The organism is Solwaraspora sp. WMMA2065, assembly GCF_030345075.1.
In the GTDB taxonomy this organism is placed as follows: domain Bacteria; phylum Actinomycetota; class Actinomycetes; order Mycobacteriales; family Micromonosporaceae; genus Micromonospora_E.
On record NZ_CP128361.1, the window covers coordinates 2,907,198 to 2,932,033 of the forward strand.

Sequence of the window (24,836 nt, forward strand, 5' to 3'; positions counted from 1 at the left end):
GCAGACCGCCGAAGTCTGGCTTACTGAGCGCCGGCCGGAACACGGCTGGCGTTCACCGATGGCTGCCCAGCTCGATCCGCCTCCAACGGATCGACGATCTCCCCCTGCGCGGTCAGTGTTCCCTGAGCTAGCCGGGTCACTCGGGGCGGCACCGGCGGCTCCAGGTCGGCCATGACGCGCAGGCCGGAGAGGACGTCATCGGGTCGTACCGACGGGGTGACCTGCCGGACGACTAGGTCGAGTATCGCACACGGCACCGAGCTGACCTCGGAAGGTAGGCCGCTGCCCGGACCGGCACCCGGTCCGTCGGTGTTGTCGGACCGGTCGGCGACCACGATCCGCACCACTGCGGCACGGGCGTCGAAGGTCCGCCGGCCCTGCTTGGTCAACCGCTCCACCAGCACCTCCTCGGCGGCGGTGAACGTCGCCACCGCCCGGCCGGCCGACTCCGGATCGACCTCGGGCAGCTCGATCCGCCATCGCGACGCGTCGATCCGGTCGGCCAGGCTACCGCCGGCCGCCTCAACCGCCTCCAGTACGTCGAGGCCGGGCGACAGCGCAGCGTCGAGCGCCACCCGCAGCCGGTCGGGGTCGACCTGCTGCTGCAGACCGATCTCCAGATACTCGGCCTCACTGGCGACGCCGGTCGGGGCCGCGCTCGCGTAGGAGATCTTGGGGTGCGGGGTGAATCCCTGAGAGAAGGCGACCGGGACACCGCCGCGGCGCAGTGCCCGTTCGAACGCCCGGGCGAAGTCGCGGTGCGAGGTGAACCGCAGCGGGCCGCGCTTGGCGTACCGGATCCGGATCCGTTGCACGACCGGCGCCTGGCCGCCTGCCGGTTGTGGCTTCCTGCTGATCGTGATGCTCCTCGGAAGGGGTAGGGAACGTCGTCATCCTCACCCGGATGGGTGCGGCGCGCCAGTCAGCCCGCCGCCGGGGTCCGCAGGCCGGTGTTGACCGGCGTCAGCGGCAGCAGTTTCTGCCCGGTCGGACCGATCTGGATCTCAGTATCCATTGACGGACAGACACCGCAGTCGAAACAGGGCGTCCACCGGCAGTCATCCTGCTCATACTCGCCCAACGCGTCCTGCCAGTCCTGCCAGAGCCAGTCCTTGTCCAGCCCGGAGTCCAGGTGGTCCCAGGGCAACACCTCGGTGGTGTCCCGTTCGCGAACCGTGTACCAGTCCAGATCGACCCCGTACGCCGGCAGCGTGTCGGCGGCCGCGTCGACCCACCGCTGGTACGAAAAGTGCTCGCTCCAGCCGTCGAACCGGCCGCCGGACTCCCAGACCCGGCGGATCACCGCGCCGACCCGCCGGTCACCGCGCGACAGCAGCCCTTCGATCAGCGACGGCTCGCCGTCGTGGTAACGGTAGCCGATCGCCCGACCGAGCGACCGGTCCGCGTTGATGGCCTGCTTGAGCAGCCGCAGCCGGTTGTCGATCACCTCCGGGTGCTGCATCGACGCCCACTGGAACGGGGTGTGCGGCTTGGGCACGAACCCGCCGATCGAGACGGTGCACCGGATGTCCTTGGAACCGGTCGCCGCCCGACCCGCCTTGATCACCTCGTGGGCGAGCCGGGCGATCTGCAGCACGTCGTCGTCGGTCTCGGTGGGCAGCCCGCACATGAAGTAGAGCTTCACCTGACGCCAGCCGTTGGTGTACGCGGTCACCACGGTCCGGATCAGGTCCTCCTCCGAAACCATCTTGTTGATCACCCGGCGGATCCGCTCCGAGCCGCCCTCCGGGGCGAACGTCAGCCCGGTACGCCGACCGTTGCGGGACAGCTCCTGCGCCAGCTCGATGTTGAACGCGTCAACCCGGGTGGACGGCAGCGACAGCGACACGTTCGTGCCGGCGTACTGCTCGGCCAGGCCGGAGCACATGTCGCCGATCTCCGAGTGGTCGGCCGAGGACAGCGACAACAGACCGACCTCGTGGAAGCCGGAGTACTCCAGGCCGTCGGCGACCATCTGCCCGACCGTGGTGATGGACCGCTCCCGCACCGGACGCGTGATCATGCCCGCCTGGCAGAACCGGCAACCGCGCGTACAGCCGCGGAAAATCTCTACCGCGTAGCGTTCGTGGACCGTCTCGGCCAGCGGGACGATCGGCTTCTTCGGGTACGGCCAAGCGTCCAGGTCCATGGTGGTGCGCTTGTGCACCCGGAACGGCACGTCAGCCCGGTTCGGCACCACCCGCTGGATCCGGCCGTCCGGCAGGTAGTCCACGTCGTAGAAGCGCGGTACGTAGATGCTCTCCGTACGGGCCAGCCGCAGCAGCAGCTCGTCGCGCCCACCCGGCGACCCTTCGGCCTTCCACCGCCGGACGATGCCGGTGATCTCCAGCACGGCTTCCTCGCCGTCGCCGAGCACCGCCGCGTCGATGAAATCGGCGATCGGCTCCGGGTTGAACGCGGCATGCCCACCGGCCAGCACCACCGGGTGTGAGTCGTCCCGGTCAGCGGCGGACAACGGGATCCCGGCCAGGTCGATCGCGGTCAGCAGGTTCGTGTAGCCCAGCTCGGTGGCGAACGAGACACCGAACACGTCGAAGTCGCCGACCGGCCGGTGCGCGTCAACGGTGAACTGCGGCACGCCGTGCGCCCGCATCAGCCGTTCCAGGTCCGGCCAGACCGCGTAGGTCCGTTCGGCCAGCACGTCGGGCTGCTCGTTGAGCACCTCGTACAGGATCTGCACGCCCTGGTTCGGCAGGCCGACCTCGTAGGCGTCCGGATACATCAGCGCCCAGCGCACGGCTGCGGCCTCCCAGTCCTTGGCCACCGCGCCGAGCTCGCCGCCGACGTACTGGATCGGCTTGCTGACCTGGGGCAGCAACGGCTCCAACCGGGACCAGACCGACCTGGCCGTCGGGCCACCCACGGTCGCCGTCGGGGCAGCGCCTGCCGGGACAACCATCAAACCTCCTCCAAACCGCACCGGACACCGGGTCAACCACCCACAGTACGCGGGCGGGGCGGCCGGGCTAGCCGCACGGTACTAACCTCGAACGGGTCCGAGAGGAGATGCATCTGCGATGCGGCAGCCGCAACCGGATGAAGGTCCGACCACGGACCAGCCAGCCGGGGCGGGCGGGTCCGACCCGGCCACGTCACCCGCCACGTCACCGGCCCCGTGGCGGGGCTCGGCAGCGGTGCCGCCACCGCGGCCGCGCCAGCGCTGGTGGCAGCGGGACGCCCCCCGGACGGATCAGCCACCACCCCGTGACCCGACCCTGCAGCTACCACCCGACGGGTACGCCGAAGACGATCCAGCGACCCGCACCCCGGTCGACCCGTGGGCCGCCGCCGACCCCTGGCCAGCGGGTCAACCGACCGACCCGCCCGACGAATGGCCCGGTGCCAACCCGCCGACGCCGGAACCGGCGGCCTTCCCCCCGCCGGTGGCCCCACCCGCGCCCACCTCGCCCCCGGACACGCCACCACCGGTCGCCGGTCCGCACCCGCCGAACCCGAGCCGGCTCCCGGTGACCCGACCACCGGTCACCGGGCCACCGGTCACCGGGCCACCGGTCACCGGGCCACCGGTCACCGGGCCACCGGTCACCGGGCCACCGGCGCCGACCGGAAAAGCGGCCCGTCGGCAGCGCCGACAACAACGCCGACGACGGCGCTGGCCATGGAAGACGACGCTGTTCACCCTGCTCACCGTCGCCTGTTGCTGCGGCTGTCCGGCCTACTACGGCAAGCCGCTGTGGGACCAGTACCCGGCGAACGCCGCGCTCCCCGGGCAGGTCGCCGACCTGCGACTCAGCGACGACGGCTCCAGCCAGGAGACCGCCGCCCGGTTGGAAGGTGAGATGCGCACCGCCCATCTGCTTGCCGAGGACACCTTCGCCGGTGTGTACCGGGACGGCAACGGCAAGCTCGTGGTGCTCTACGGCATCACCGGTTTTCGGATGACGCCGGGCAGCGACCTGGACAGCGAGGTCGGCCGGATCAGCGACGCGTACCAGATGGATACCGTCGAGACGTTCGAGACCGGCACCCGGGGCACCCACCTGAGCTGCGGAACCGGCGTCTCCGACGGCGACGACGTGGTGGTCTGCGCCTGGGCCGACCACGGCAGCCTCGGCACCGCGCTGTTCACCCGCCGGTCGGTCGAGGAGAGCGCGACGTTGACCGGGCAACTACGCGCCCAGGCGATCAGCCGGGAGTGACCCGGGAGTGGCTCAGCCGGCGGCGTCGCCGTTACCGTTGCCCGGCTGGCCGTCGCTGGTCCTCGCCCCACCGGCGGTACGCGGTGGCGCGTACCGGGGCACGTACTCCTGGCCGGTGAGCTGCTGAATCTCGCTCATCACCTCGTCGGTGATCCGACGCATCTCGGAGCGGTCATCGCCGCGCCCGGTGAAGTCGAGCGGCTTGCCGAACCGGACCGTGACCGTGCCCCGGCTCAGCTTCGGCCAGTGCGACCCGATCGGCTGGATCTGCGCGGTGCCGACGAACCCGACCGGGACGACCGGCACCCCGGCGGCCAGCGCCAGCCGGGCCACCCCGGTCCGGCCCCGGTACAGCCGCCCGTCCGGCGAACGGGTGCCCTCCGGGAAGACGGCCACCTGCCGGCCGGCCCGCAGCAGCGGGATCGCGCCGTCGAAGGCGCTCAGCGCCGCCCGCCCGCCGCCGCGTTCCACCCGGATCGCGCCGAGCCCGGTCACCAGGCCTTTGGTCAGCAGCCCACGGAATCCGGTGCCGTCGAAGTACTCGGCCTTGGCCCAGAACGCCACGTGCCGGGGCAGCACCGCGCCGAGGAAGTACTCGTCGGCGACGGACAGGTGGTTCGCGGCCAGGATCACCCCGCCGGTGGTGGGGATGTTCTCCCGCCCTTCCACCTTGGGTCGCCAGCCCAGCAACAACGCTGGTCCGACAGTGACTTTGCCGATCGAATACAGCGGCGGCACGGATCCTCCGGCGACGGGACAGGCATGGGTGGGTCGGACAGACACGGTAGCGGACGGGATCCCGCCCGGACCGGTCAGACCCGCTGCACCCGCACCGACACCGGCTCACCGTCGCCCACCTCACCGGCGAATCCCCCCGCCGGGCCGGCCCCGGACGGGTCGACCGTCACCTCGTCGGCGAGCACCTCACCGGCGACGAAGTCCTGGTACGCCCGTACCGCCGCCGCCACCTCGGCCCCGGCGACCACAGTGACCCGAACCCGGTCGGTGATCCGCAGGTCGGCCTCCCGCCGGGCCTGCTGGATCACCCGGACCAGGTCCCGGGCCAGCCCTTCGGCGGCCAGCTCCGGCGTGACGGTGGTGTCCAGCACCACCACCCCCTGCCCGGCCGGCAACGGTGCGGAATGCTCCGGGTCGGCGGCGACCAGCTTCAACTCGTACTCCCCGTCGGCCAGCCGGACCCCGGCGGCGACCGGCGCGCCGTCGTCGCCCAGCGCCCAGTCGCCGGACTTCACCGCCCGGATCACCGCCTGTACCTGGCCGCCGACCCGGGGGCCGAGCACCCGGGGCACCACGGTCAGCACCTGCTGGCAGTGGTCGGCGACGGCGTCGGTGAACTCCACCGACTTGACATTGACCTCGTCGGCGACCAGGTCGGCGAACGGCCGCAGTTGTGGCGCGGCGGCGCTGGCCACGGTCAGCGCCGGCAACGGCAGCCGGACCCGCAGATTACGGGCCTTGCGCAGCGACAGCCCGGCCGAGCAGACCTCGCGGACCGCGTCCATCGACGCGACCAGGTCGTGGTCGGCGGGGAACTCGCCGGCGGCCGGCCAGTCGGTCAGGTGCACCGACCGTTCACCGGTCAGCCCGCGCCAGATCTCCTCGCTGGTCAACGGTGCCAACGGCGCCACCACCCGGGTGAGCGTCTCCAGCACGGTGTACAGGGTGTCGAACGCGTCGGTGTCGCCGGACCAGAACCGGTCCCGGGACCGGCGGACGTACCAGTTGGTCAACGCGTCGAGGTAGGTACGCACGCTGGCGCAGGCACCGGAGATGTCGTAGCCGTCCATCTGCCGGGTGGCCTCGTCGACCAGTTCACCGGTCTTGGCCAGCACGTACCGGTCGAGCAGGTGGGTGCTGTCGGTACGCCGGGTCGCGGTGTAGCCCTCCGCGTTGGCGTACAACGCGAAGAAGTACCAGACGTTCCACAGCGGCAGCAGCACCTGCCGGACGGCGTCGCGGACGCCGCTCTCCACCACCGCCATGTCGCCGCCGCGCAGCACCGGCGAGGCTATCAGCATCCAGCGCATCGCGTCCGAGCCGTAGGTGTCGAACACCTCGTACACGTCCGGGTAGTTGCGCAGGCTCTTGCTCATCTTGCGCCCGTCGGCGCCGAGCAGGATGCCGTGGCTGACGCAGTTGCGGAAGGCCGGCCGGTCGAACAACGCGGTGGCCAGCACGTGCATGGTGTAGAACCAGCCACGGGTCTGCCCGATGTACTCGACGATGAAGTCGCCCGGGTAGTGGTGCTCGAACCACTCACGGTTCTCGAACGGGTAGTGCACCTGGGCGAACGGCATCGACCCGGACTCGAACCAGCAGTCGAGCACCTCCGGCACCCGGCGCATCGTGGACCGTCCGGTCGGGTCGTCCGGGTTGGGCCGGGTCAGCTCGTCGATGCCGGGCCGGTGCAGGTCGGCCGGGCGTACGCCGAAGTCACGCTCCAGCTCGTCGAGCGAGCCGTACACATCGACCCGCGGATAGGCCGGGTCGTCCGAGCGCCACACCGGGATCGGTGAGCCCCAGAACCGGTTCCGGCTGATCGACCAGTCCCGCGCTCCGGCCAGCCACTTGCCGAACGAGCCGTCCTTTACGTGCGCCGGCGTCCAGGAGATCTGCTGGTTCAGCTCCACCATCCGGTCCCGGAAGGTGGACACGGCCACGAACCACGACGACACCGCCTTGTAGACCAACGGCGTGTCACAGCGCCAGCAGTGCGGGTACGAGTGGGTGTAGGTGTCGTGGCGCAGCAGCAGGCCCCGGTCGCGCAGCTCACGGATGATCGGCTTGTTGGTGTCGAAGACCTGCTCCCCCGCGTACGGCGGGACCAGGGCGGTGAACCGGGTGTGGTCGTCGACGGTGACGATCGTCGGGATGCCGGCGGCGTTGCAGGTGTTCTGGTCGTCCTCACCGAACGCCGGGGCCATGTGCACCACCCCGGTGCCGTCCTCGGTGGTGACGAAGTCGGCGCCGAGGACCTGGTAGGCGTTCGGGCCGGCCCGGTCGACCAGGTAGTCGAACAGCGGGGTGTAGCGGCGTCCGACCAGGTCGGCGCCGCGGACCGTGCCGACCCGCTCGAACCCGTCCAGTTCCTTGGCGTACGCCTCGACCCGTGCCGCCCCCAGCAGGTACCGCTGCCCGTCGCGCTGCAGCACCGCGTACTCGATGTCCGGGCCGACGGCGAGGGCCAGGTTCGACGGCAGCGTCCACGGCGTGGTGGTCCACACCCCGATCCGTTCCGGCTCGCCACCGGGCTGCGCCGGCGCCAGCTCGAACCAGACGGTGACGGTCGGGTCCTGCCGGTCGCGGTAGACGTCGTCCATCCGGGTCTCGGTGTTGCTCAGCGGCGTCTCACAGCGCCAGCAGTAGGCCAACACCCGGAAGCCCTCGTAGACCAGCCCCTTGTCATACAGGGCCTTGAAGGCCCACATGACGCTCTCCATGTAGTCCAGGTCGAGCGTCTTGTAGTCGTTGACGAAGTCGACCCAGCGGGCCTGCCGGGTGACGTAACGCTCCCAGTCCTGCGTGTAGGTCAGCACCGAGCTGCGGCAGACGTCGTTGAAGCGCTCCATGCCCAGCTCGACGATTTCCGCCTTCGTGGAGATGCCGAGCTGGCGTTCGGCCTCGACCTCGGCGGGCAGCCCGTGGCAGTCCCAGCCGAAGCGGCGCTCGACCCGCCGGCCGCGCATCGTCTGGTAGCGCGGCACCACGTCCTTGACGTAGCCGGTGAAGAGGTGGCCGTAGTGCGGCAGGCCGTTGGCGAACGGCGGGCCGTCGTAGAAGACGTACTCGTTGGCGCCGTCCGGACCCGGGTCACGCTGGTCGACGCTGGCTTCGAAGGTCTTGTCCGCCGTCCAGTAGTCCAGGACACGGCGCTCCACCTGGGGCAGGTCCGGACTGGCCGGCACGCCGGTGGCGGGGTCGGTCATCGGGTACGCCATGGTGGTGCCCTCTCCTCGCGCAGCTCACTGTCTCGTGGTCTGCGAGGACGAACCCGTCGCGGGTCGCCGACTGCTGCCGGACGTCGCCACGGTGGGCCGCGGTACCACCTCGCTTGGCGGTCGCCGAGGTGCGCGACCGCCCGCTCATCGGCCGGCTGTGACGGGCCGGACCCGTCCGGTTCTACTGGGGCCGCCGCTGCCGGGCAGTGGTAGCCGGTTCTTCCGGAGGCTCACCGGTGATGGCCGGGTCGTCGCCTTTGGGTTGCCTTCAGTTTTGAGCGTATCCCACCCGTCGAGCTGGTTTCCGTCCGCCTGCCACTTCCGGTTTCAGCGGGCGGACGAGGCCGGCAGGGTGGCCGACCAGAGCGAACGGCCGTCCCGGTCGCGCAGGTGCACGGTGAACGCCCGGGATTCGCCGTCGACGAACACCTCGCCGTAGTGCTGGAAACCATCGGCCGGTGAGGTGTTGGCCCGCGGTGGGGCGTTGACGAACACCGCCTCCGGGCCGAACGTACCGTCGAGGGTGTTCGGGCCGAACGCCCCGGCGTGCGCCGGGCCGGAGACGAACTCCCAGAACGGGGTGAAGTCGGCCACCGCTGCCCGTGCCGGATCGTAGTGATGGGCGGCGGTGTAGTGCACGTCAGCGGTGAGGAAGACGATACCGGTGACACCGGCCCGGTGCGCCGCGCCGAGAATCTCGGCGAACTCCAGCTCCCGCCCGGCCGGCGCGCCGCCGTCGCCCTGGGCGATGCCTTCCTGGGCTGCGCCACCGTCCGGCACGATCAGGCCGAGCGGCAGGTTGTTGGCGATCACCTTCCAGGTGGCCGTCGACCGGGTGAGCTCGCGGATCAGCCACTGCCGTTGCTGGGTGCCGAGCAGGCCCCGATGCGGGTCGGCGTAGGTGTTGCCGTCGTTGGGGTCCTTGTAGGTGCGCATGTCGAGGACGAACACGTCCAGCAGCGGCCCGTAGCGGACCACCCGGTACAGCGGTCCGTCGTCCGGGGTCGGCAGCCACTCGTGGAACGCCTGCCGGGACCGGGCGGCCAGCACGTCGACCCGGGTCTCGGTGTAACGCGGGTCGGTGAGGATCTCGCCCGGGTACCAGTTGTTGGTCACCTCATGGTCGTCCCACTGGTTGAGTTGCGGCACCTCGGCGGCGAACGACCGCAGCTGCGCGTCGAGCAGGTTGTAGGCGAACTGGCCACGGAACTCGGTGAGCGTCTCGGCGACCTTGGACTTCTCCGGGGTCACCAGGTTGCGCCACACCCGCCCGTCCGGCAGGGTCACCGTCTCAGCGAGCGGGTTGTCGGCGTACACCGTGTCGCCGCTGCACAGGAAGAAGTCCGGCCGGCCACGCCGCATCGCCTCGAAGATCCGCATCCCGCCGAAGTCCTCGCTGATCCCCCAGCCCTGGCCGGCGATGTCCCCGGTCCAGACGAACCGCACGTCGTCGACCCGACCCCGGGTGCCGCCGACCGGCCGGCCCCGGTGGTGTCCGTGGTGACCACCGGCGCGGGGTGCGGTGCTCAGCGAACCGGTCAACGGTTCGCTGACCAGGCTGGGACGGTGCAGACTCTCCACCCGCACCCGGTAGTGCAGCCGCTCGCCGGCGGGCAGGCCACGCAGCCGTACCTTGCCGGTGTAGTCGCCGCGGCTGTCGAGCACCGGGCCGCGTACCCGCCGGGCGTCGCGCAGGTCCGGCCGGCGGCCGACTTCGACGATCAGCCGGCCGACCCGGTCCGCGCGGGTCCAGACGACGGCCTCGCCGGGGCCGGCCACGCCGCTCTGGACGCCGTGGGTGAGCACCGGCCGGCCGGTGGGGTGCCAGGCCGGCGCCGCAGGCCGGCCCGACGCTGCGGGCCCGCTGGCGGCCGCGCCGGCTCCGCCGAGCAGCGCGCCGCCAGCGAGTCCGGTGCCGCCGGCCAGTCCGGCCCGCAGCAGGGTACGGCGGTCGAATGGGTTCATCGAATCCTCCTGGGAAGTCCGGTGTCCCCAAGAGGTCTATCGATGAAATGTGGCGAGATCCCCCGAATCAGGTGGCCAGCACACGAACCGGCCGACAACCTGCGGCTGATCGACCGGGGTCAGCCCAGGTCGGGGAACCAGAGCTTGATCTCGCGGGCCGCGCTCTCCGGGGAGTCCGAGGCGTGCACCAGGTTCTCCCGGTTGGACAGCGCCAGGTCGCCGCGAATGGTGCCGGCCGTCGCCTTTCGCCCGTCGGTGGTGCCGATCAGCCCACGGACCACATCGATGGCCTGGTCACCGGCGAGCACCAGGGCGACCAGCGGCCCGCCGGTCATGAACTCCTTCAGCGGCGGGTAGAACGGCTTGTCCACATGGTCGGCGTAGTGCGCGCCGGCCAGGTCCTCGTCCATCCGGCGCGACTGCAGGGTGACCAGGTACAGTCCCTTACGCTCGAACCGGCCGAGGATCTCGCCGACCAAGCCGCGCCGGACCGCGTCCGGCTTGATCAACACGAGGGTACGTTCGACATCGGTGGGGCTGGACACGCTGGCTCCTTATCGACGGACCGGCAGCGCTCCCCTGCGGAGCGATCCGGTACGGACTGGCGCTGCCAGCCTAGTGGGTCCACGCCGCCCCGCGCGTCATGATGGAGGGCCAGGGGACGGACGAGGACCGGCGGCTACCGACGCCACCGGTCGTGGCTCTTCCATCCTCGCCGGGCCCGGCCTAGCCTGGCCTTGACGCAGGGAGGTCTACTGTGGCGAACGGCCATCGATCGGTTTCCACCGCCCGCAAGCTCATCGGCACGGTGCTGGGCACTTTCGCCACGTTCATCATCCTCTTCGGCGCAGGCATGACCAGCTGGGCGATCGCCGCGCTGGGCGTGGCGCTGCTGGTGCTCGCGGTCAGCCTGGTGCTGATCACCGCGTTCCCCGGCACTGAGCGCGCCTGGGTGGCTGGCATCGCCCACGTCCGCAGCGTCTCCGAGCCGCCGGCCTCCTCCACCTACGGCCGCTGCGAACTGCAGATCCTGGTGGACGCGCCGGGCGTACCGCCACGGTCGGTCAAGGTCCGCGACCCCCGGGTGCCGGTGGCGAAGTGGCCCGACCCCGGTGCCACGCTGCCGATCATGGTCGCCATCGACGACCAACGTCACGTACGGATCATCTGGGACGACGTGCTCACCCACGCCGAAGCCGCCGCGCAGCGGGCCGACCTGCCGCCGGAGTTCGACGAGCCCGATTTCAGCACCCTCGACGACGACCTGCTCGACGTCGATGAGGAGCCGCCGTGGGTGCGGCGACGCTCCGACGACCTGTTCCTCGACCCGGACACCACCCGGACCGCCGATCTCGGTGCGGGGCTGCGCGACGACGATCCGGCCGAGCCCGCCGGTCCGGCCGACGATCCGCGTCAGCGCCAACGCGACCCGGCGGAGAACCCCCGCCCGGACTTCGCCACCCCAGGGTTCGACCCGGACATCGAACCGTCCGAGCCGGAGGATCCCGGCAACCCCGGCAAGGACCCCGGCAAGGTCGGCGACCCCGTCGTGGTGAGCCAGTCTCCGGGCGGCCACAAGGTGGTGGACGGCACGGTGGTGGACCCGCAGCCGGTGCCGCTGCCGCGCCGTGCCCGGCCACGGCCGTACTCCCCACCCGCCGAGCCGGAGGCCGGCACGGTCACCGCCGGAGCGGACCGGGGCCGGGCCGCCGCCGAGGCCCGCGCCGAGTCACCGACCGCCACTGGGACGGCGCTGGCCGACCAGCCCGACCCGGACGCAGACGACCCCGACGGCGGGTCGGTGCCCGACCCGGACGGACCGCTCGCCGACCTGGCCGCCGCCGGCCCCGACACCCTGGCCGGCGAACCGGCCGACGATCACGGGCCGATTCACGGCGTCGGTCTGACCCTGCTCGTCGCGGACCTCGACCGGTCGGTCGAGTTCTACCGCGACATGCTCGGCTTCTTCGAGATCGACGGCGGTGACGGAAACGCAGTGCTCGCCTCCGGGCAGACCCGCCTGGTGCTGCGGTCGGTGCCCGAGGTCGCCCCGGTCAACCGTCGGCTCATGCACCTCAACCTAGAAGTCGACGGCCTGCAACGGATGCACGACGAACTCAAGGCCAAAGGGGTGCGGTTCACCTACGCGCCCCGGGCAGTCAACCGTGGTGCCCGGTTGGAGCTGTGGGCAGCCGCTTTCCGCGACCCGGACGGCCACGGCATCGCCATCATCGAGTGGCGTGACCGCGACCAGCCGACGTCCGACGCCGACGTGTCGCAGTGACCCCGGCGACGGCTGTGGTCAGCTGAGAATGACCCGCCGGACGTGCCACACGTACGCCCAGACGATGCCGAACAGCACCCCCACCACCAGCAGCGACCAGTGCAGCAGACCGGCGAGCAGGACCAGCCCCTGCAGCACGGTGCCGGCGTACCAGGCCCAGCGGCGCCGCAGCAGACCGGCGAGCAGCACCGCGCCGACGGCGAGGACGGCGCTGGCCACCATGGCCGCCGGGACGGAGCCGTCGCCCAGCATCCGGATCGGCTGGATCGCCAGCACCAGCACCAACGCTTCCAGGCCGAGAGTCGCCGCGCCGAGCCCGCGCGCGGCGGCCGACGGGTTGCGCAACCCGGACTGACGCGGCGGCAGCCCGGCTGGGTCGTCGCTCACGGATTCGTCGCTCACCGGGCCGTCGCTCACCGGGTCAGCAGCCGGCGTGCGTCGGCCACCGTCACCACCGACCCGGTGATCAGGACCCCCACCCCGCTGAGCTCCCCGTCGAGGTCGGCCTCGGCCAGCTCCACCGCCGCTTCGATCGCGTCCGGCATCTGCTGGGTCACCCGTACCCGGTCCACGCCGAACGCCTCGACCGCGAGGCCGGCCAACTGACCGACCGGCATCGCCCGCGGCGACGTGTTGCCGGTCACCACCAGCGCGTCCGCCACCGGCTCCAGCAGATCCAGCAGCGCCTCGGCGTCCTTGTCGGCCAGCACGGCGAGTACCACCACGAGCCGCCGGAACGCGAACTCCTCCTGCACCGCGGCGACCGTAGCCGCCATCCCGTGCGGGTTGTGGGCGCCGTCGAGCAGGATCGTCGGCGCGCTGCGTACCCGCTCCAGCCGGCCTGGTGACGACACCCCGGCGAAGCCCTGCCGGACCGGCTCGGCGTCCAACGTCCGGCCCGGACCGGCACCGAGGAACGCCTCCACCGCCGCCAGCGCCAACGCCGCGTTCTGCGCCTGATGCGCCCCGTGCAGCGGCAGGAACACCTCGTCGTACCGGCCGCCGAGCCCCTGCAACGTGAGCATCTGCCCGCCGACCGCGACAGCGCGGTGGACCACTCCGAACTCGCCGCCCTCCCGGGCGATGGTTGCCCCCACCTCGGCGCACCGGTCCAGGATCGGCCCGGCCGCCTCCTCCGGCTGCACCGCGGTGACCACCGTCGACCCGGCGTGCACGATGCCGGCCTTGGCCCAGGCGATGTCGGTGAGGGTGTCACCCAGCCACTCGGTGTGGTCCAGACCGATCGGCGTCATCACGCAGACACCGGCGGACAGCACGTTGGTGGCGTCCTCGGCGCCGCCCAGCCCGACCTCCACCACCGCCACGTCGACCGGGGCGTCGGCGAACGTCGCGAACGCCAGCGCCGTCGTCGTGTCGAAGTACGTCAGCGGCTCCGCTGCCTGCTTGTCAACCAGGCCGGCCAACGGCGCGACCTCCCGGTACACTGCGGCGAATCGCTCCTCGCTGACCGGCTCACCGTCCAGGCTGATCCGCTCCCGCACCGTCTCCAGGTGCGGACTGGTGTAGCGGCCGGTGTGCAGCCCGAAGGCCCGCAGCAACGAGTCGATCATCCGGGCGGTCGAGGTCTTGCCGTTGGTCCCGGTCAGATGGATCGACGGGTACGCCCGCTGCGGGCTGCCCAGCAGGTCCAGCAGCTGGCCGATCCGGTCCAGGTCGAACACCATCCTGGTGAAGCCCCGGTCGGCGAGCTCCTGCTCGACCCGCGCGAACTCGCCACCCGGCCGCTGCTTCGCGCCGCCGGTGGCTCCAGGTCGACGTACCGTCACGACTGCTCACCGTCGGCGGCCGGCAGCGCGGCGAGCGCTCCGGCGATGCGGGCCAGCTCCGCCTCGGCCGCCGTCAACCGGGTACGGATCTTGTCCACCACCGGGGCAGGTGCTTTGTCGACGAACGCGCTGTTGCCCAACTTGGCCCGACACTGCTCGGCTTCCCGCTTGGCCGCCGACCGGTCCTTGGTCAACCGGGCGCGTTCAGCCGCCACGTCGATCGAACCGCGGGTGTCGAACTCGACCCCGACCTGCGCGGTCACGGCAAGCTTCGCGGTGGCCGAGAACTCGACGGCCGGTTCGTCCAGCCGGGTCAGCGACCGGATCAGCGGCTCGTGCCCGCCGACGCCCGCGTCGGCCAGACCGGTCAGCCGGGCGCTGACCCGTTGGGTTGGCCGCAGCCCCTGATCCGACCGGAACCGGCGGACCTCGGTGACCACCCGCTGCACCACGGCCAGCTCCGCCTCCGCCGCCGGATCGTGCCACGCCGGATCGGCGACCGGCCAGGAAGCCACCATCAGACTGCCGGCCACCGGCTGGCCCGACCCGGCCAGCGCCGACCACAACTCGTCGGTGACGAACGGGGTAACCGGGTGGAGCAGCCGCAGCAGCTGGTCGAGCACGTGGCCGAGCACCCGGCGGGTCCGGTCGGCGGCCCCCCCGCCGGCACCCAGCACCGGCTTGCTCAGCTCCAGATACCAGTCGCAGACGTCGTCCCAGGCGAAGTGGTAGAGCGTGTCACACGCCTTGGCCAGCTCGAACGCCTCGAACTGCTGGTCGACCTGGGCCGTCACCTCCTGCAGTCGGGACATGATCCACCGGTCGGTCATGCCCAGGTCCGCCGGATCGGGCAGGTCGCCGGTCAGGTGCGCGCCGTTGAGCAGCGCGAACCGGGTGGCGTTCCACAGTTTGTTGCAGAAGTTGCGGGAACCCTGGCACCACTCCTCGCTGATCGGCACGTCGGCGCCCGGGTTGGCGCCCCGGACCAGGGTGAACCGGGTTGCGTCGGCACCGAACCGGTCGATCCAGTCGAGCGGGTCGACGACGTTGCCGTACGACTTGGACATCTTCTTGCCGAACTGGTCCCGGACCATGCCGTGCAGGGCCACCACGTCGAACGGCTGCCGGCCTTCCATCGCGTACAGCCCGAACATCATCATCCGGGCCACCCAGAAGAACAGGATGTCGTAGCCGGTCACCAGCACGCTGGTCGGGTAGAAGGTCCGCAGGTCGTCGGTCTGGTCCGGCCAGCCGAGCGTGGAGAACGGCCACAGCGCGCTGGAGAACCAGGTGTCGAGGACGTCCTCGTCCTGCCGCCAGCCGGCACCGGCCGGCGGCTGCTCGTCGGGTCCGACGCAGACGACCTCGCCCGCCGGGCCGTACCAGACCGGAATCCGGTGCCCCCACCACAGCTGCCGGGAGATGCACCAGTCGTGCATGTTGTCGACCCAGGCGAAGTAGCGTGCGGCCAGCTCCGGCGGCTCCACCCGGGTCCGACCGTCACGCACCGCGTCCCCGGCCGCCTTCGCCAGCGGGCCGGTCCGGACGAACCACTGCAACGACAGCCGCGGCTCGACCGTGGTCCGGCACCGCGAACAGTGACCGACCGCGTGCACGTACGGCCGCTTCTCGGCCACCACCCGCCCTTCGGCCCGCAACGCCGCGACGATCGCCGGCCGCGCCTCGAACCGGTCGAGTCCTTCGAACGGTCCGGCCGCCGTGACCACCGCCCGCTCGTCAAGGATGGTCAGACTCGGCAGCCCGTGCCGTTGGCCGATCTCGAAGTCGTTGGGGTCGTGCGCCGGGGTCACCTTCACCGCGCCCGTGCCGAACGTCGGATCGACGTGCGCGTCCGCGACGATCGGGATCCGCCGACCGGTCAACGGCAGCTCAACCTCGGTGCCGACGAGATGACGGTAGCGGTCGTCGTCCGGGTGCACCGCCACAGCGGTGTCGCCCAGCATCGTCTCGACCCGGGTGGTGGCCACCACGATCGACGCGTCGCCCTCGCCGTACCGGATGGAAACCAGCTCGCCGTCGTCGTCGCTGTGTTCCACCTCGATGTCGGACAGGGCGGTTCGGCACCGCGGGCACCAGTTGATGATGCGCTCGGCGCGGTAGATCAGCTCGTCGTCGTAGAGCCGTTTGAAGATGGTCTGCACCGCCCGGGACAGACCTTCATCCATCGTGAAACGTTCCCGGTCCCAGTCGACCGAGTCCCCGAGACGGCGCATCTGCCCGAGGATGGTGCCGCCCGACTCCGCCTTCCACTGCCAGACCCGGTCGATGAACTGGTCCCGGCCGAGGTCGTGCCGGGACAGCCCTTCGGCGGCGAGCCGCCGCTCCACGACGTTCTGGGTGGCGATCCCGGCGTGGTCCATGCCGGGCAGCCAGAGCGCCTCGAAGCCCTGCATCCGCTTGCGTCGGATCAGCGTGTCCTGGATCGAGTGGTCGAGTGCGTGCCCGACGTGCAGCGACCCCGTGACGTTCGGCGGCGGCAGCACGATGGTGAACGGCGGCTTCCCGCTACCCGCGTCGGCGCGGAAGTATCCCTCGGCTACCCACCGCTCGTACCGCCGCTGTTCGACCTCGCCCGGAGCGTACTGGGCCGGCAACATGGGAGCAGCGTCGTGATGGGGTTGCGAAGTTTCGGTCACCCATCGAGTTTACGGAGCCAGCGCGCCTGGATTCACGCAGGCCCGGTTGCGGCTGACCGGCGGCCCCGGCCCACTTGGCGGGCCGACGGGCCACACCCACCGCTGCGCGGACCCGGTGACGTACGGTGTCGGGCATGGTCGACGACATACTCGGCGGACGGCGGCCGGCCCACCAGGAACCGGAAGACCGTCAGGAACCGTTCGACGTCACCCCGGACGCCCAGCCGACGCCGGGCGACGGAGACGGCCGCAGCCGAGGTGCCCGGGCCGGGCGCGGCCGGCGCGTCGCCGTCATCGGCTCGCTCGCCGCGATCGGTGTGCTGGGCGCCGGTCTGCTCGGTTCGACCGGCCTACGCATCGTCGCGCAGAAGGATGCCAGCCTGAGCGCTCCGACCCAGGCGGCCGGGCTGGTCCGCGACGACGGGGAACAGGCCAGGAGTACGGCCGATTACCTGCACAGCGCCTTCGCCGCCGGTATCGACCTGGACCGCAGCACGGCCGCGGTCTACCGGGACCCGTCGGCGGCGGACCGCAGCGTCCTGATCTTCGGTGGCACCGCCCTGCTCTGGTCACCCGAGCACGACCTGGACGCGCTGCTGGAGATCGTCGGTGATGAGGAGGGTTCGGTGACCGGCGTCCACCAGGTGCCGGCCGGGACGTACGGCGGGGTGATGAAGTGTGGCAGCACGCCCACCGACGACCAGGAGATGCCGGTCTGCGGGTGGGCGGACCACGGGAGCATCGCGGTTGCTCTGTTCCCGGGACGCACCGTCGACGAGTCCGCCGCGCTGCTCGCGGACCTGCGCATGGACCTCCAGCAGCGGGACTGACGTCCGCGCTGCGGTTCTCGGCACAGCCGGTGCGGGGGTCTGTGCCTTCTGTCCGGGGGCCGTCGTCTGCGGACTTTCCCGGAAAACACTTGTGGGCCACCCGTACGGGTGGCCCACAAGTAAAGATGTCCGGCGGTGACCTACTCTCCCACACCCTCACGAGTGCAGTACCATCGGCGCTGGAGAGCTTAGCTACCGGGTTCGGAATGTAACCGGGCGTTTCCCCTCCGCCATAACCGCCGTAACCCTAACAACAAACCAAACACACACAAGTGTTCGTTTGCCCAGAATCACACAGTGGACGCGTACATCTTCGAAGTCAAGTCCTCGGCCTATTAGTACCGGTCAACTGAACCAGTTACCTGGCTTACATCTCCGGCCTATCAACCCAGTCATCTACTGGGAGCCTTACCCCACAAAGTGGGTGGGACACCTCATCTTGAAGCGAGCTTCCCGCTTAGATGCTTTCAGCGGTTATCCCTTCCGAACGTAGCCAACCAGCCGTGCCCCTGGCGGGACAACTGGCACACCAGAGGTTCGTCCGTCCCGGTCCTCTCGTACTAGGGACAGCCCTTCTCAAGTATCCTACGCGCGCGGCGGATAGGGACCGAACTGTCTCACGACGTTCTAAACCCAGCTCGCGTACCGCTTTAATGGGCGAACAGCCCAACCCTTGGGACCTGCTACAGCCCCAGGATGCGACGAGCCGACATCGAGGTGCCAAACCATCCCGTCGATATGGACTCTTGGGGAAGATCAGCCTGTTATCCCCGGGGTACCTTTTATCCGTTGAGCGACACCGCTTCCACACGCAAGTGCCGGATCACTAGTCCCGACTTTCGTCCCTGCTCGACCTGTCAGTCTCACAGTCAAGCTCCCTTGTGCACTTACACTCAACACCTGATTGCCAACCAGGATGAGGGAACCTTTGGGCGCCTCCGTTACCCTTTAGGAGGCAACCGCCCCAGTTAAACTACCCACCAGACACTGTCCCTGAACCGGATCACGGTCCGAAGTTAGAAACCCAAATCAACCAGAGTGGTATTTCAACAACGACTCCACCGATACTGGCGTACCAGCTTCACAGTCTCCCACCTATCCTACACAAGCTAATTCGAGTACCAATGTCAAGCTATAGTAAAGGTCCCGGGGTCTTTCCGTCCTGCCGCGCGTAACGAGCATCTTTACTCGTAATGCAATTTCGCCGGGCCTGTGGTTGAGACAGTAGGAAAGTCGTTACGCCATTCGTGCAGGTCGGAACTTACCCGACAAGGAATTTCGCTACCTTAGGATGGTTATAGTTACCACCGCCGTTTACTGGCGCTTAAGTTCTCAGCTTCGCCCCGAAGAGCTAACCGGTCCCCTTAACGTTCCAGCACCGGGCAGGCGTCAGTCCATATACATCGAATTACTTCTTCGCATGGACCTGTGTTTTTAGTAAACAGTCGCTTTCCCCTGGTCTCTGCGGCCATACAACGCTCCACCCGAAAAGAGCTTCACGTCTCCGGCCCCCCTTCTCCCTAAGTTACGGGGGCAATTTGCCGAGTTCCTTAACCACAGTTCGCCCGATCGCCTCGGTATTCTCTACCTGACCACCTGTGTCGGTTTGGGGTACGGGCCGCTAGAAGCTCGCTAGAGGCTTTTCTCGGCAGCATAGGATCACTGACTTCACCTGAATCGGCTCGGCATCACGTCTCAGCCTCACGCACCACGGATTTACCTATGATGCAGCCTACACGCTTACCCCGGCACAACCACCGGCCGGGATCAGCTACCTTCCTGCGTCACCCCATCGCTTGACTACTACCCGCCAGGTTCCCGCGCTCCCTCAGATCAGTCCGAAAACCTCACCAAGTTCGGGCAGTTAGCACAACGAGGTTCATCATGGGCGCTCCTTCGCGGGTACGGGAATATCAACCCGTTGTCCATCGACTACGCCTCTCGGCCTCGCCTTAGGTCCCGACTCACCCAGGGCGGATTAGCCTGGCCCTGGAACCCTTGGTCATCCGGCGGAAGGGTTTCTCACCCTTCTTTCGCTACTCATGCCTGCATTCTCACTCGTGCCGCGTCCACAGCTGGGTCACCCCGCTGCTTCACCCCCGGCACGACGCTCCCCTACCCATCCACACACCTGCACCAACCCAAAAAAGGATCAGCGAAGTACACGCGTGAATGCCACAGCTTCGGCGGTGTGCTTGAGCCCCGCTACATTGTCGGCGCGGAACCACTTGACCAGTGAGCTATTACGCACTCTTTAAAGGGTGGCTGCTTCTAAGCCAACCTCCTGGTTGTCTAAGCGACCCCACATCCTTTTCCACTTAGCACACGCTTAGGGGCCTTAGCTGGTGATCTGGGCTGTTTCCCTCTCGACTACGAAGCTTATCCCCCGCAGTCTCACTGCCGCGCTCTCACTTACCGGCATTCGGAGTTTAGCTGATTTCGGTAAGCTTGTAGGCCCCCTAGACCATCCAGTGCTCTACCTCCGGCAAGAAACACGCGACGCTGCACCTAAATGCATTTCGGGGAGAACCAGCTATCACGGAGTTTGATTGGCCTTTCACCCCTAACCACAGGTCATCCCCCAACTTTTCAACGTTGGTGGGTTCGGCCCTCCACGCGGTCTTACCCGCGCTTCAGCCTGCCCATGGCTAGATCACTCCGCTTCGGGTCTAGAACATGCGACTCAAACGCCCTCTTCAGACTCGCTTTCGCTACGGCTACCCCACACGGGTTAACCTCGCCACATGCCACTAACTCGCAGGCTCATTCTTCAAAAGGCACGCCGTCACCCCGAAAGGCTCCGACGGATTGTAGGCGAACGGTTTCAGGTACTATTTCACTCCCCTCCCGGGGTACTTTTCACCATTCCCTCACGGTACTCGTCCGCTATCGGTCACTAGGAAGTATTTAGGCTTACCAGGTGGTCCTGGCAGATTCACGGCAGATTTCAGGGGTCCGCCGCTACTCGGGAACATCCACAGAAGACCAGAAGTTTTCACCTACCGGACTATCACCGTCTACGGCTGGCTTTTCCACACCATTCAGCTAACAACTGGCTTTATCACTTCTCGACCGAATGTCAGTCCGATCAGCAGAGTCCCACAACCCCGACCACGCAACCCCTGACAGGTATCACACGCAGCCGGTTTAGCCTCATCCGCTTTCGCTCGCCACTACTCACGGAATCACTATTGTTTTCTCTTCCTGCGGGTACTGAGATGTTTCACTTCCCCGCGTTCCCTCCACACACCCTATGAGTTCAGGTGCAGGTGACACCACATGACTGATGCCAGGTTTCCCCATTCGGACACCCTGGGATCACAGCTCGGTTGACAGCTCCCCCAGGCCTATCGCGGCCTCCCACGTCCTTCATCGGCTCCTAGTGCCAAGGCATCCACCGTTCGCCCTTGACAACTTGACCACAAAGATGCTCGCGTCCACTGTGTAATTCTCAACAAACGACCAACCCGCAACCCCCAGCCCCACACCAGCACCACCACACACGATGGCCGGTATGCAAGACCAGGCCGCGCCTGGCACCAGAGACAACAACCCACCACGTGGCCTGTTCCCTCAGGACCCAACAGGATGCCCACCATCCACACCAGCCGCACCAACACCACCCTCCACACCCCCACCCGAAAGCAGAAGCAGTACTAGCAGCATCAGCCGTTGCCGACACGAACTCACCAGTGTCTCCGCCAAATGAGCACCCCCACCCCACACTCGGAGGCGGCAGGCTCCCTACCCGACCTTCGCCGGGAGAGCGCTCCTTAGAAAGGAGGTGATCCAGCCGCACCTTCCGGTACGGCTACCTTGTTACGACTTCGTCCCAATCGCCAGCCCCACCTTCGACAGCTCCCTCCCACAAGGGGTTGGGCCACCGGCTTCGGGTGTTGCCGACTTTCGTGACGTGACGGGCGGTGTGTACAAGGCCCGGGAACGTATTCACCGCAGCGTTGCTGATCTGCGATTACTAGCGACTCCGACTTCACGGGGTCGAGTTGCAGACCCCGATCCGAACTGAGACCGGCTTTTTGGGATTCGCTCCACCTCACGGTATCGCAGCCCATTGTACCGGCCATTGTAGCATGCGTGAAGCCCTGGACATAAGGGGCATGATGACTTGACGTCATCCCCACCTTCCTCCGAGTTGACCCCGGCAGTCTTCGATGAGTCCCCGCCATAACGCGCTGGCAACATCGAACAAGGGTTGCGCTCGTTGCGGGACTTAACCCAACATCTCACGACACGAGCTGACGACAGCCATGCACCACCTGTGACCGCCCCCGAAGGACCCCACATCTCTGCAGGTTTTGCGGCCATGTCAAACCCAGGTAAGGTTCTTCGCGTTGCATCGAATTAATCCGCATGCTCCGCCGCTTGTGCGGGCCCCCGTCAATTCCTTTGAGTTTTAGCCTTGCGGCCGTACTCCCCAGGCGGGGCGCTTAATGCGTTAGCTGCGGCACAGAGAACCGGAGAGGCCCCCCACACCTAGCGCCCAACGTTTACAGCGTGGACTACCAGGGTATCTAATCCTGTTCGCTCCCCACGCTTTCGCTCCTCAGCGTCAGTATCGGCCCAGAGACCCGCCTTCGCCACCGGTGTTCCTCCTGATATCTGCGCATTTCACCGCTACACCAGGAATTCCAGTCTCCCCTACCGAACTCTAGCCTGCCCGTATCGACTGCAAGCCCACAGTTGAGCTGTGGGTTTTCACAGTCGACGCGACAAGCCGCCTACGAGCTCTTTACGCCCAATAAATCCGGACAACGCTCGCGCCCTACGTCTTACCGCGGCTGCTGGCACGTAGTTGGCCGGCGCTTCTTCTGCAGGTACCGTCACTTACGCTTCGTCCCTGCTGAAAGAGGTTTACAACCCGAAGGCCGTCATCCCTCACGCGGCGTCGCTGCATCAGGCTTCCGCCCATTGTGCAATATTCCCCACTGCTGCCTCCCGTAGGAGTCTGGGCCGTGTCTCAGTCCCAGTGTGGCCGGTCGCCCTCTCAGGCCGGCTACCCGTCGTCGCCTTGGTAGGCCATCACCCCACCAACAAGCTGATAGGCCGCGAGCCCATCCCAAGCCGAAAAACTTTCCACACACCACCATGCGGCAGCATGTAATATCCGGTATTAGCCCCGGTTTCCCGGGGTTATCCCAAAGCCTGGGGCAGGTTGCTCACGTGTTACTCACCCGTTCGCCGCTCGAGTACCCCGAAGGGCCTTTCCGCTCGACTTGCATGTGTTAAGCACGCCGCCAGCGTTCGTCCTGAGCCAGGATCAAACTCTCCAACAAAAACTTGTGAAGAAATCAAACCCGGCATTATAAAATGCCAAGGAATCACCAACCAGAAAACCACCACAAACGCAGCAGTCAACCAGCCGGGAACCAAACAAACTTTGGCACTGGCTTATCAAGCACCCTGTTGAGTTCTCAAAGAACAAACACACACCAGCAGAACCACCCACACCAAGCAGGCAACCCCACCAGGGCCATCCGTCCCACCCGACTTCCGCCGGGCAACTTCTCTACCCTACCCGGTTGGGTTCGCGTTGTCAAGAGCTAGTTTCAACTCTCTCGCACCACCCGGATTCCCCCGCGCTTGATCCAGCCGCTTCGCGGCTGTCTTTGGTCGGGGTGTCCAGCAGACCGGCCCGCCTCGTTACCCGAGGCTCGGCCCGGCTCCCTGCCGGCTTCCTACCTTACCCGGTCGGTTTCGCAATCTCAAGTCCGGCTTGCCGGTGAGTCGCACCGCCCGCCCAGTCTGGTTCGGTGGTCTCCCACCCCATCCTGGCTGTCTGCGTTTCCGGCCGTTTTGTCCGTGTCCCGCTGACAGAGAGAAAGTTACGCGGCGCCGCGGCGGAACGCAAGTTGATCTTGAAGATTCCTGGCGTGTTCCACATATGCACAGGTCAGTGCGGGTGCAACCGGATGGGTTCGGGTCCTGACTCGGCCAGCTGTCCGGCGGCTGACCTACGCGGCGTGAGGTTCCTGGGTACCGGAAATGCCGCGTTGCGGTGCGCCCCTTCGGCGACGCCGACCTCTTCGAGCTGGCCGCCGGTCCCCCGCGCAGCGGCCGACCGTGTAACAGTGGCTCTCATGACTGTCGAAGGACCACAGGCCATCGACGCCATCTCCGCCCTACTGCTGCCGTTCTGGCAGATCGTGATCGGCGCTGTGGTGGTGGTGGCCGTGATCGTCTCGATCCACCGGCTCATCCTTCGCGGGCCGTCCCGGATGACGAAGGCGCTGCTGATCCTCGGCGGCACGATCATCAGCCTCGCGGTGATCGGCGTACTCACCTCTGGTGGTTGACGCTGCGGCCGACGTAGCCGGCGGTCCCGGCGGCACTCGTCGCCCGCCGGCGTCAGAACCGGCGGTTAGCCAGGCTCGGCAGCTCGCGCCGGATGGACTCCACCCGCTCTGGGTCGAGATCAGCGAATACGACACCGGGGACATCCGGCGCCTGGGCGACGACGACGCCCCAAGGGTCGACCACCATGCTGCGGCCGAAACAGGTACGGCCCGGCTCATGCTCGCCGATCTGGCCGGCCGCCAACACGTAGCACTGGTTCTCGATCGCCCGGGCGCGGAGCAGAACCTCGAAGTGGTCCCGCCCGGTGTGCAGCATGAACGCTGCCGGCACCACCAGGACCTGGGCGCCCAGCTCGGTCGCCAGCCGCCGGTACAGCTCAGGGAACCTCAGGTCGTAACAGATCGACAGACCGATCCGGATGCCGTCGCACTCCACCACGACCGGGTCGGCACCGGGTGCCACCCTGCTCGACTCGTGGTAGGAGACCCGACCGGGAATCTCGACGTCGTACAGGTGGATCTTCCGGTAGGTGGCGGCCAGCTGGCCGCCACGGTCGAAGACCAGGCAGGTGTTGAACGTCCGGTCCGGATCGGGCCCGCGTTCGTGGTAGGAGCCGACAACCACCCACATCCCGAGATCGCGCGCGGCGTCGGCGAAGAACCGTCCGACCGTGCCGTCGACGGGCTCGGGGGCGGGCAGCCCTGCCGCGGTGCCGAGGTAATCGACGTACTCGGGAAGCACCGCGAGATCGGCGCCGCCGGCGGCGGCCGACGAGAGCAGACCGTACGCGGTCGCCAAGTTGGCGGCCTGATCGGAGCGACTGTTCAGCTGGCAGACAGCGACACGCACGGCGGTGCT

General features: G+C 68.1%; 14 protein-coding genes and 3 rRNA genes. 4 read left to right on the forward strand and 13 right to left on the reverse strand.

Annotation, left to right across the window (positions count from 1 at the left end; genetic code table 11):
* Positions 1-20 precede the first annotated feature (20 nt).
* Positions 21-776, reverse strand: coding sequence for a TIGR03936 family radical SAM-associated protein (locus O7610_RS13135; RefSeq protein ID WP_475052194.1), 756 nt, complete (start codon positions 774-776; stop codon positions 21-23).
* A 146-nt stretch (positions 777-922) separates the two neighbouring features.
* Complete coding sequence (locus O7610_RS13140; RefSeq protein ID WP_289213386.1) at positions 923-2,920, reverse strand: TIGR03960 family B12-binding radical SAM protein; 1,998 nt, start codon at positions 2,918-2,920, stop codon at positions 923-925.
* Positions 2,921-3,038: 118 nt separating this feature from the next.
* Between O7610_RS13140 and O7610_RS13145 the strand changes: the two genes are divergently transcribed.
* Entirely contained in the window at positions 3,039-4,181 is a 1,143-nt protein-coding gene (locus O7610_RS13145) for a hypothetical protein (protein ID WP_289213387.1), read from the forward strand.
* A gap of 12 nt (positions 4,182-4,193) precedes the next feature.
* Here the strand turns inward: O7610_RS13145 and O7610_RS13150 are convergent, their stop codons facing one another.
* The 4 genes from O7610_RS13150 to ndk all read right to left on the reverse strand — a co-directional run bounded on the left by O7610_RS13150 (position 4,194) and on the right by ndk (position 10,650).
* Entirely contained in the window at positions 4,194-4,919 is a 726-nt protein-coding gene (locus O7610_RS13150) for a lysophospholipid acyltransferase family protein (protein ID WP_289213388.1), read from the reverse strand.
* A gap of 74 nt (positions 4,920-4,993) precedes the next feature.
* Positions 4,994-8,140: an isoleucine--tRNA ligase gene (ileS, locus tag O7610_RS13155; protein ID WP_289213389.1), complete on the reverse strand. Its 3,147-nt coding sequence runs from the start codon at positions 8,138-8,140 to the stop codon at positions 4,994-4,996.
* A gap of 327 nt (positions 8,141-8,467) precedes the next feature.
* The gene (locus tag O7610_RS13160) at positions 8,468-10,105 is read right to left on the reverse strand and encodes an alkaline phosphatase D family protein (RefSeq protein ID WP_289213390.1); all 1,638 of its coding nucleotides are present in this window, start codon (positions 10,103-10,105) and stop codon (positions 8,468-8,470) included.
* A 119-nt stretch (positions 10,106-10,224) separates the two neighbouring features.
* A complete protein-coding gene (ndk, locus tag O7610_RS13165; protein WP_281551032.1) occupies positions 10,225-10,650 on the reverse strand; it encodes a nucleoside-diphosphate kinase in 426 nt (141 codons plus the stop codon).
* A gap of 212 nt (positions 10,651-10,862) precedes the next feature.
* Between ndk and O7610_RS13170 the strand changes: the two genes are divergently transcribed.
* Positions 10,863-12,389, forward strand: a complete 1,527-nt coding sequence (locus O7610_RS13170; RefSeq protein ID WP_281551033.1) for a VOC family protein — start codon at positions 10,863-10,865, stop codon at positions 12,387-12,389.
* Positions 12,390-12,407: 18 nt separating this feature from the next.
* On the opposite strand, the gene O7610_RS13175 is transcribed toward O7610_RS13170, so the two are convergent.
* The 3 genes from O7610_RS13175 to O7610_RS13185 form a co-directional block, all read right to left on the reverse strand.
* Positions 12,408-12,791 carry a DUF4233 domain-containing protein gene (locus tag O7610_RS13175; RefSeq protein ID WP_289213391.1) on the reverse strand — a complete coding sequence of 128 codons (384 nt, stop codon included), beginning with the start codon at positions 12,789-12,791 and terminating at the stop codon, positions 12,408-12,410.
* An 11-nt stretch (positions 12,792-12,802) separates the two neighbouring features.
* On the reverse strand, positions 12,803-14,074 hold the full coding sequence (locus tag O7610_RS13180) for a bifunctional folylpolyglutamate synthase/dihydrofolate synthase (RefSeq protein WP_289213617.1): 1,272 nt from the start codon (positions 14,072-14,074) through the stop codon (positions 12,803-12,805).
* A 98-nt stretch (positions 14,075-14,172) separates the two neighbouring features.
* Positions 14,173-16,794, reverse strand: a complete 2,622-nt coding sequence (locus O7610_RS13185; protein ID WP_289213392.1) for a valine--tRNA ligase — start codon at positions 16,792-16,794, stop codon at positions 14,173-14,175.
* 173 nt (positions 16,795-16,967) lie between these two features.
* On the opposite strand from O7610_RS13185, the gene O7610_RS13190 reads away from it, so the two are divergent.
* A complete protein-coding gene (locus O7610_RS13190) occupies positions 16,968-17,663 on the forward strand; it encodes a hypothetical protein (RefSeq protein ID WP_289213393.1) in 696 nt (231 codons plus the stop codon).
* Positions 17,664-17,790: 127 nt separating this feature from the next.
* Here O7610_RS13190 and rrf read toward each other — a convergent pair.
* From rrf to O7610_RS13205, 3 genes are all read right to left on the reverse strand, one after another.
* Positions 17,791-17,907, reverse strand: a 5S ribosomal RNA gene (gene rrf / locus O7610_RS13195).
* 71 nt (positions 17,908-17,978) lie between these two features.
* Positions 17,979-21,084, reverse strand: a 23S ribosomal RNA gene (locus O7610_RS13200).
* A 356-nt stretch (positions 21,085-21,440) separates the two neighbouring features.
* A 16S ribosomal RNA gene (locus tag O7610_RS13205) occupies positions 21,441-22,957 on the reverse strand.
* The 16S, 23S and 5S rRNA genes sit together here, the layout of an rRNA operon.
* A gap of 804 nt (positions 22,958-23,761) precedes the next feature.
* Between O7610_RS13205 and O7610_RS13210 the strand changes: the two genes are divergently transcribed.
* The gene (locus O7610_RS13210; RefSeq protein WP_281551037.1) at positions 23,762-23,977 is read left to right on the forward strand and encodes a hypothetical protein; all 216 of its coding nucleotides are present in this window, start codon (positions 23,762-23,764) and stop codon (positions 23,975-23,977) included.
* 52 nt (positions 23,978-24,029) lie between these two features.
* On the opposite strand, the gene O7610_RS13215 is transcribed toward O7610_RS13210, so the two are convergent.
* Positions 24,030-24,827 (reverse strand): carbon-nitrogen hydrolase family protein, encoded by a 798-nt coding sequence (locus O7610_RS13215; protein ID WP_281551038.1) that lies wholly within the window; start codon positions 24,825-24,827, stop codon positions 24,030-24,032.
* Positions 24,828-24,836 lie beyond the last annotated feature (9 nt).

Bases quoted from the DNA above. Each gene is read 5' to 3' on its own strand.
- O7610_RS13210 (WP_281551037.1), top strand. From the start codon at position 23,762: ATGACTGTCGAAGGACCACAGGCCATCGACGCCATCTCCGCCCTACTG.
- O7610_RS13145 (WP_289213387.1), top strand. From the start codon at position 3,039: ATGCGGCAGCCGCAACCGGATGAAGGTCCGACCACGGACCAGCCAGCC.
- O7610_RS13160 (WP_289213390.1), bottom strand. From the start codon at position 10,105: ATGAACCCATTCGACCGCCGTACCCTGCTGCGGGCCGGACTGGCCGGC.
- O7610_RS13180 (WP_289213617.1), bottom strand. From the start codon at position 14,074: ATGGTGTTCGACCTGGACCGGATCGGCCAGCTGCTGGACCTGCTGGGC.
- O7610_RS13140 (WP_289213386.1), bottom strand. From the start codon at position 2,920: ATGGTTGTCCCGGCAGGCGCTGCCCCGACGGCGACCGTGGGTGGCCCG.
- ileS (WP_289213389.1), bottom strand. From the start codon at position 8,140: ATGGCGTACCCGATGACCGACCCCGCCACCGGCGTGCCGGCCAGTCCG.
- O7610_RS13190 (WP_289213393.1), top strand. From the start codon at position 16,968: ATGGTCGACGACATACTCGGCGGACGGCGGCCGGCCCACCAGGAACCG.
- O7610_RS13185 (WP_289213392.1), bottom strand. From the start codon at position 16,794: ATGTTGCCGGCCCAGTACGCTCCGGGCGAGGTCGAACAGCGGCGGTAC.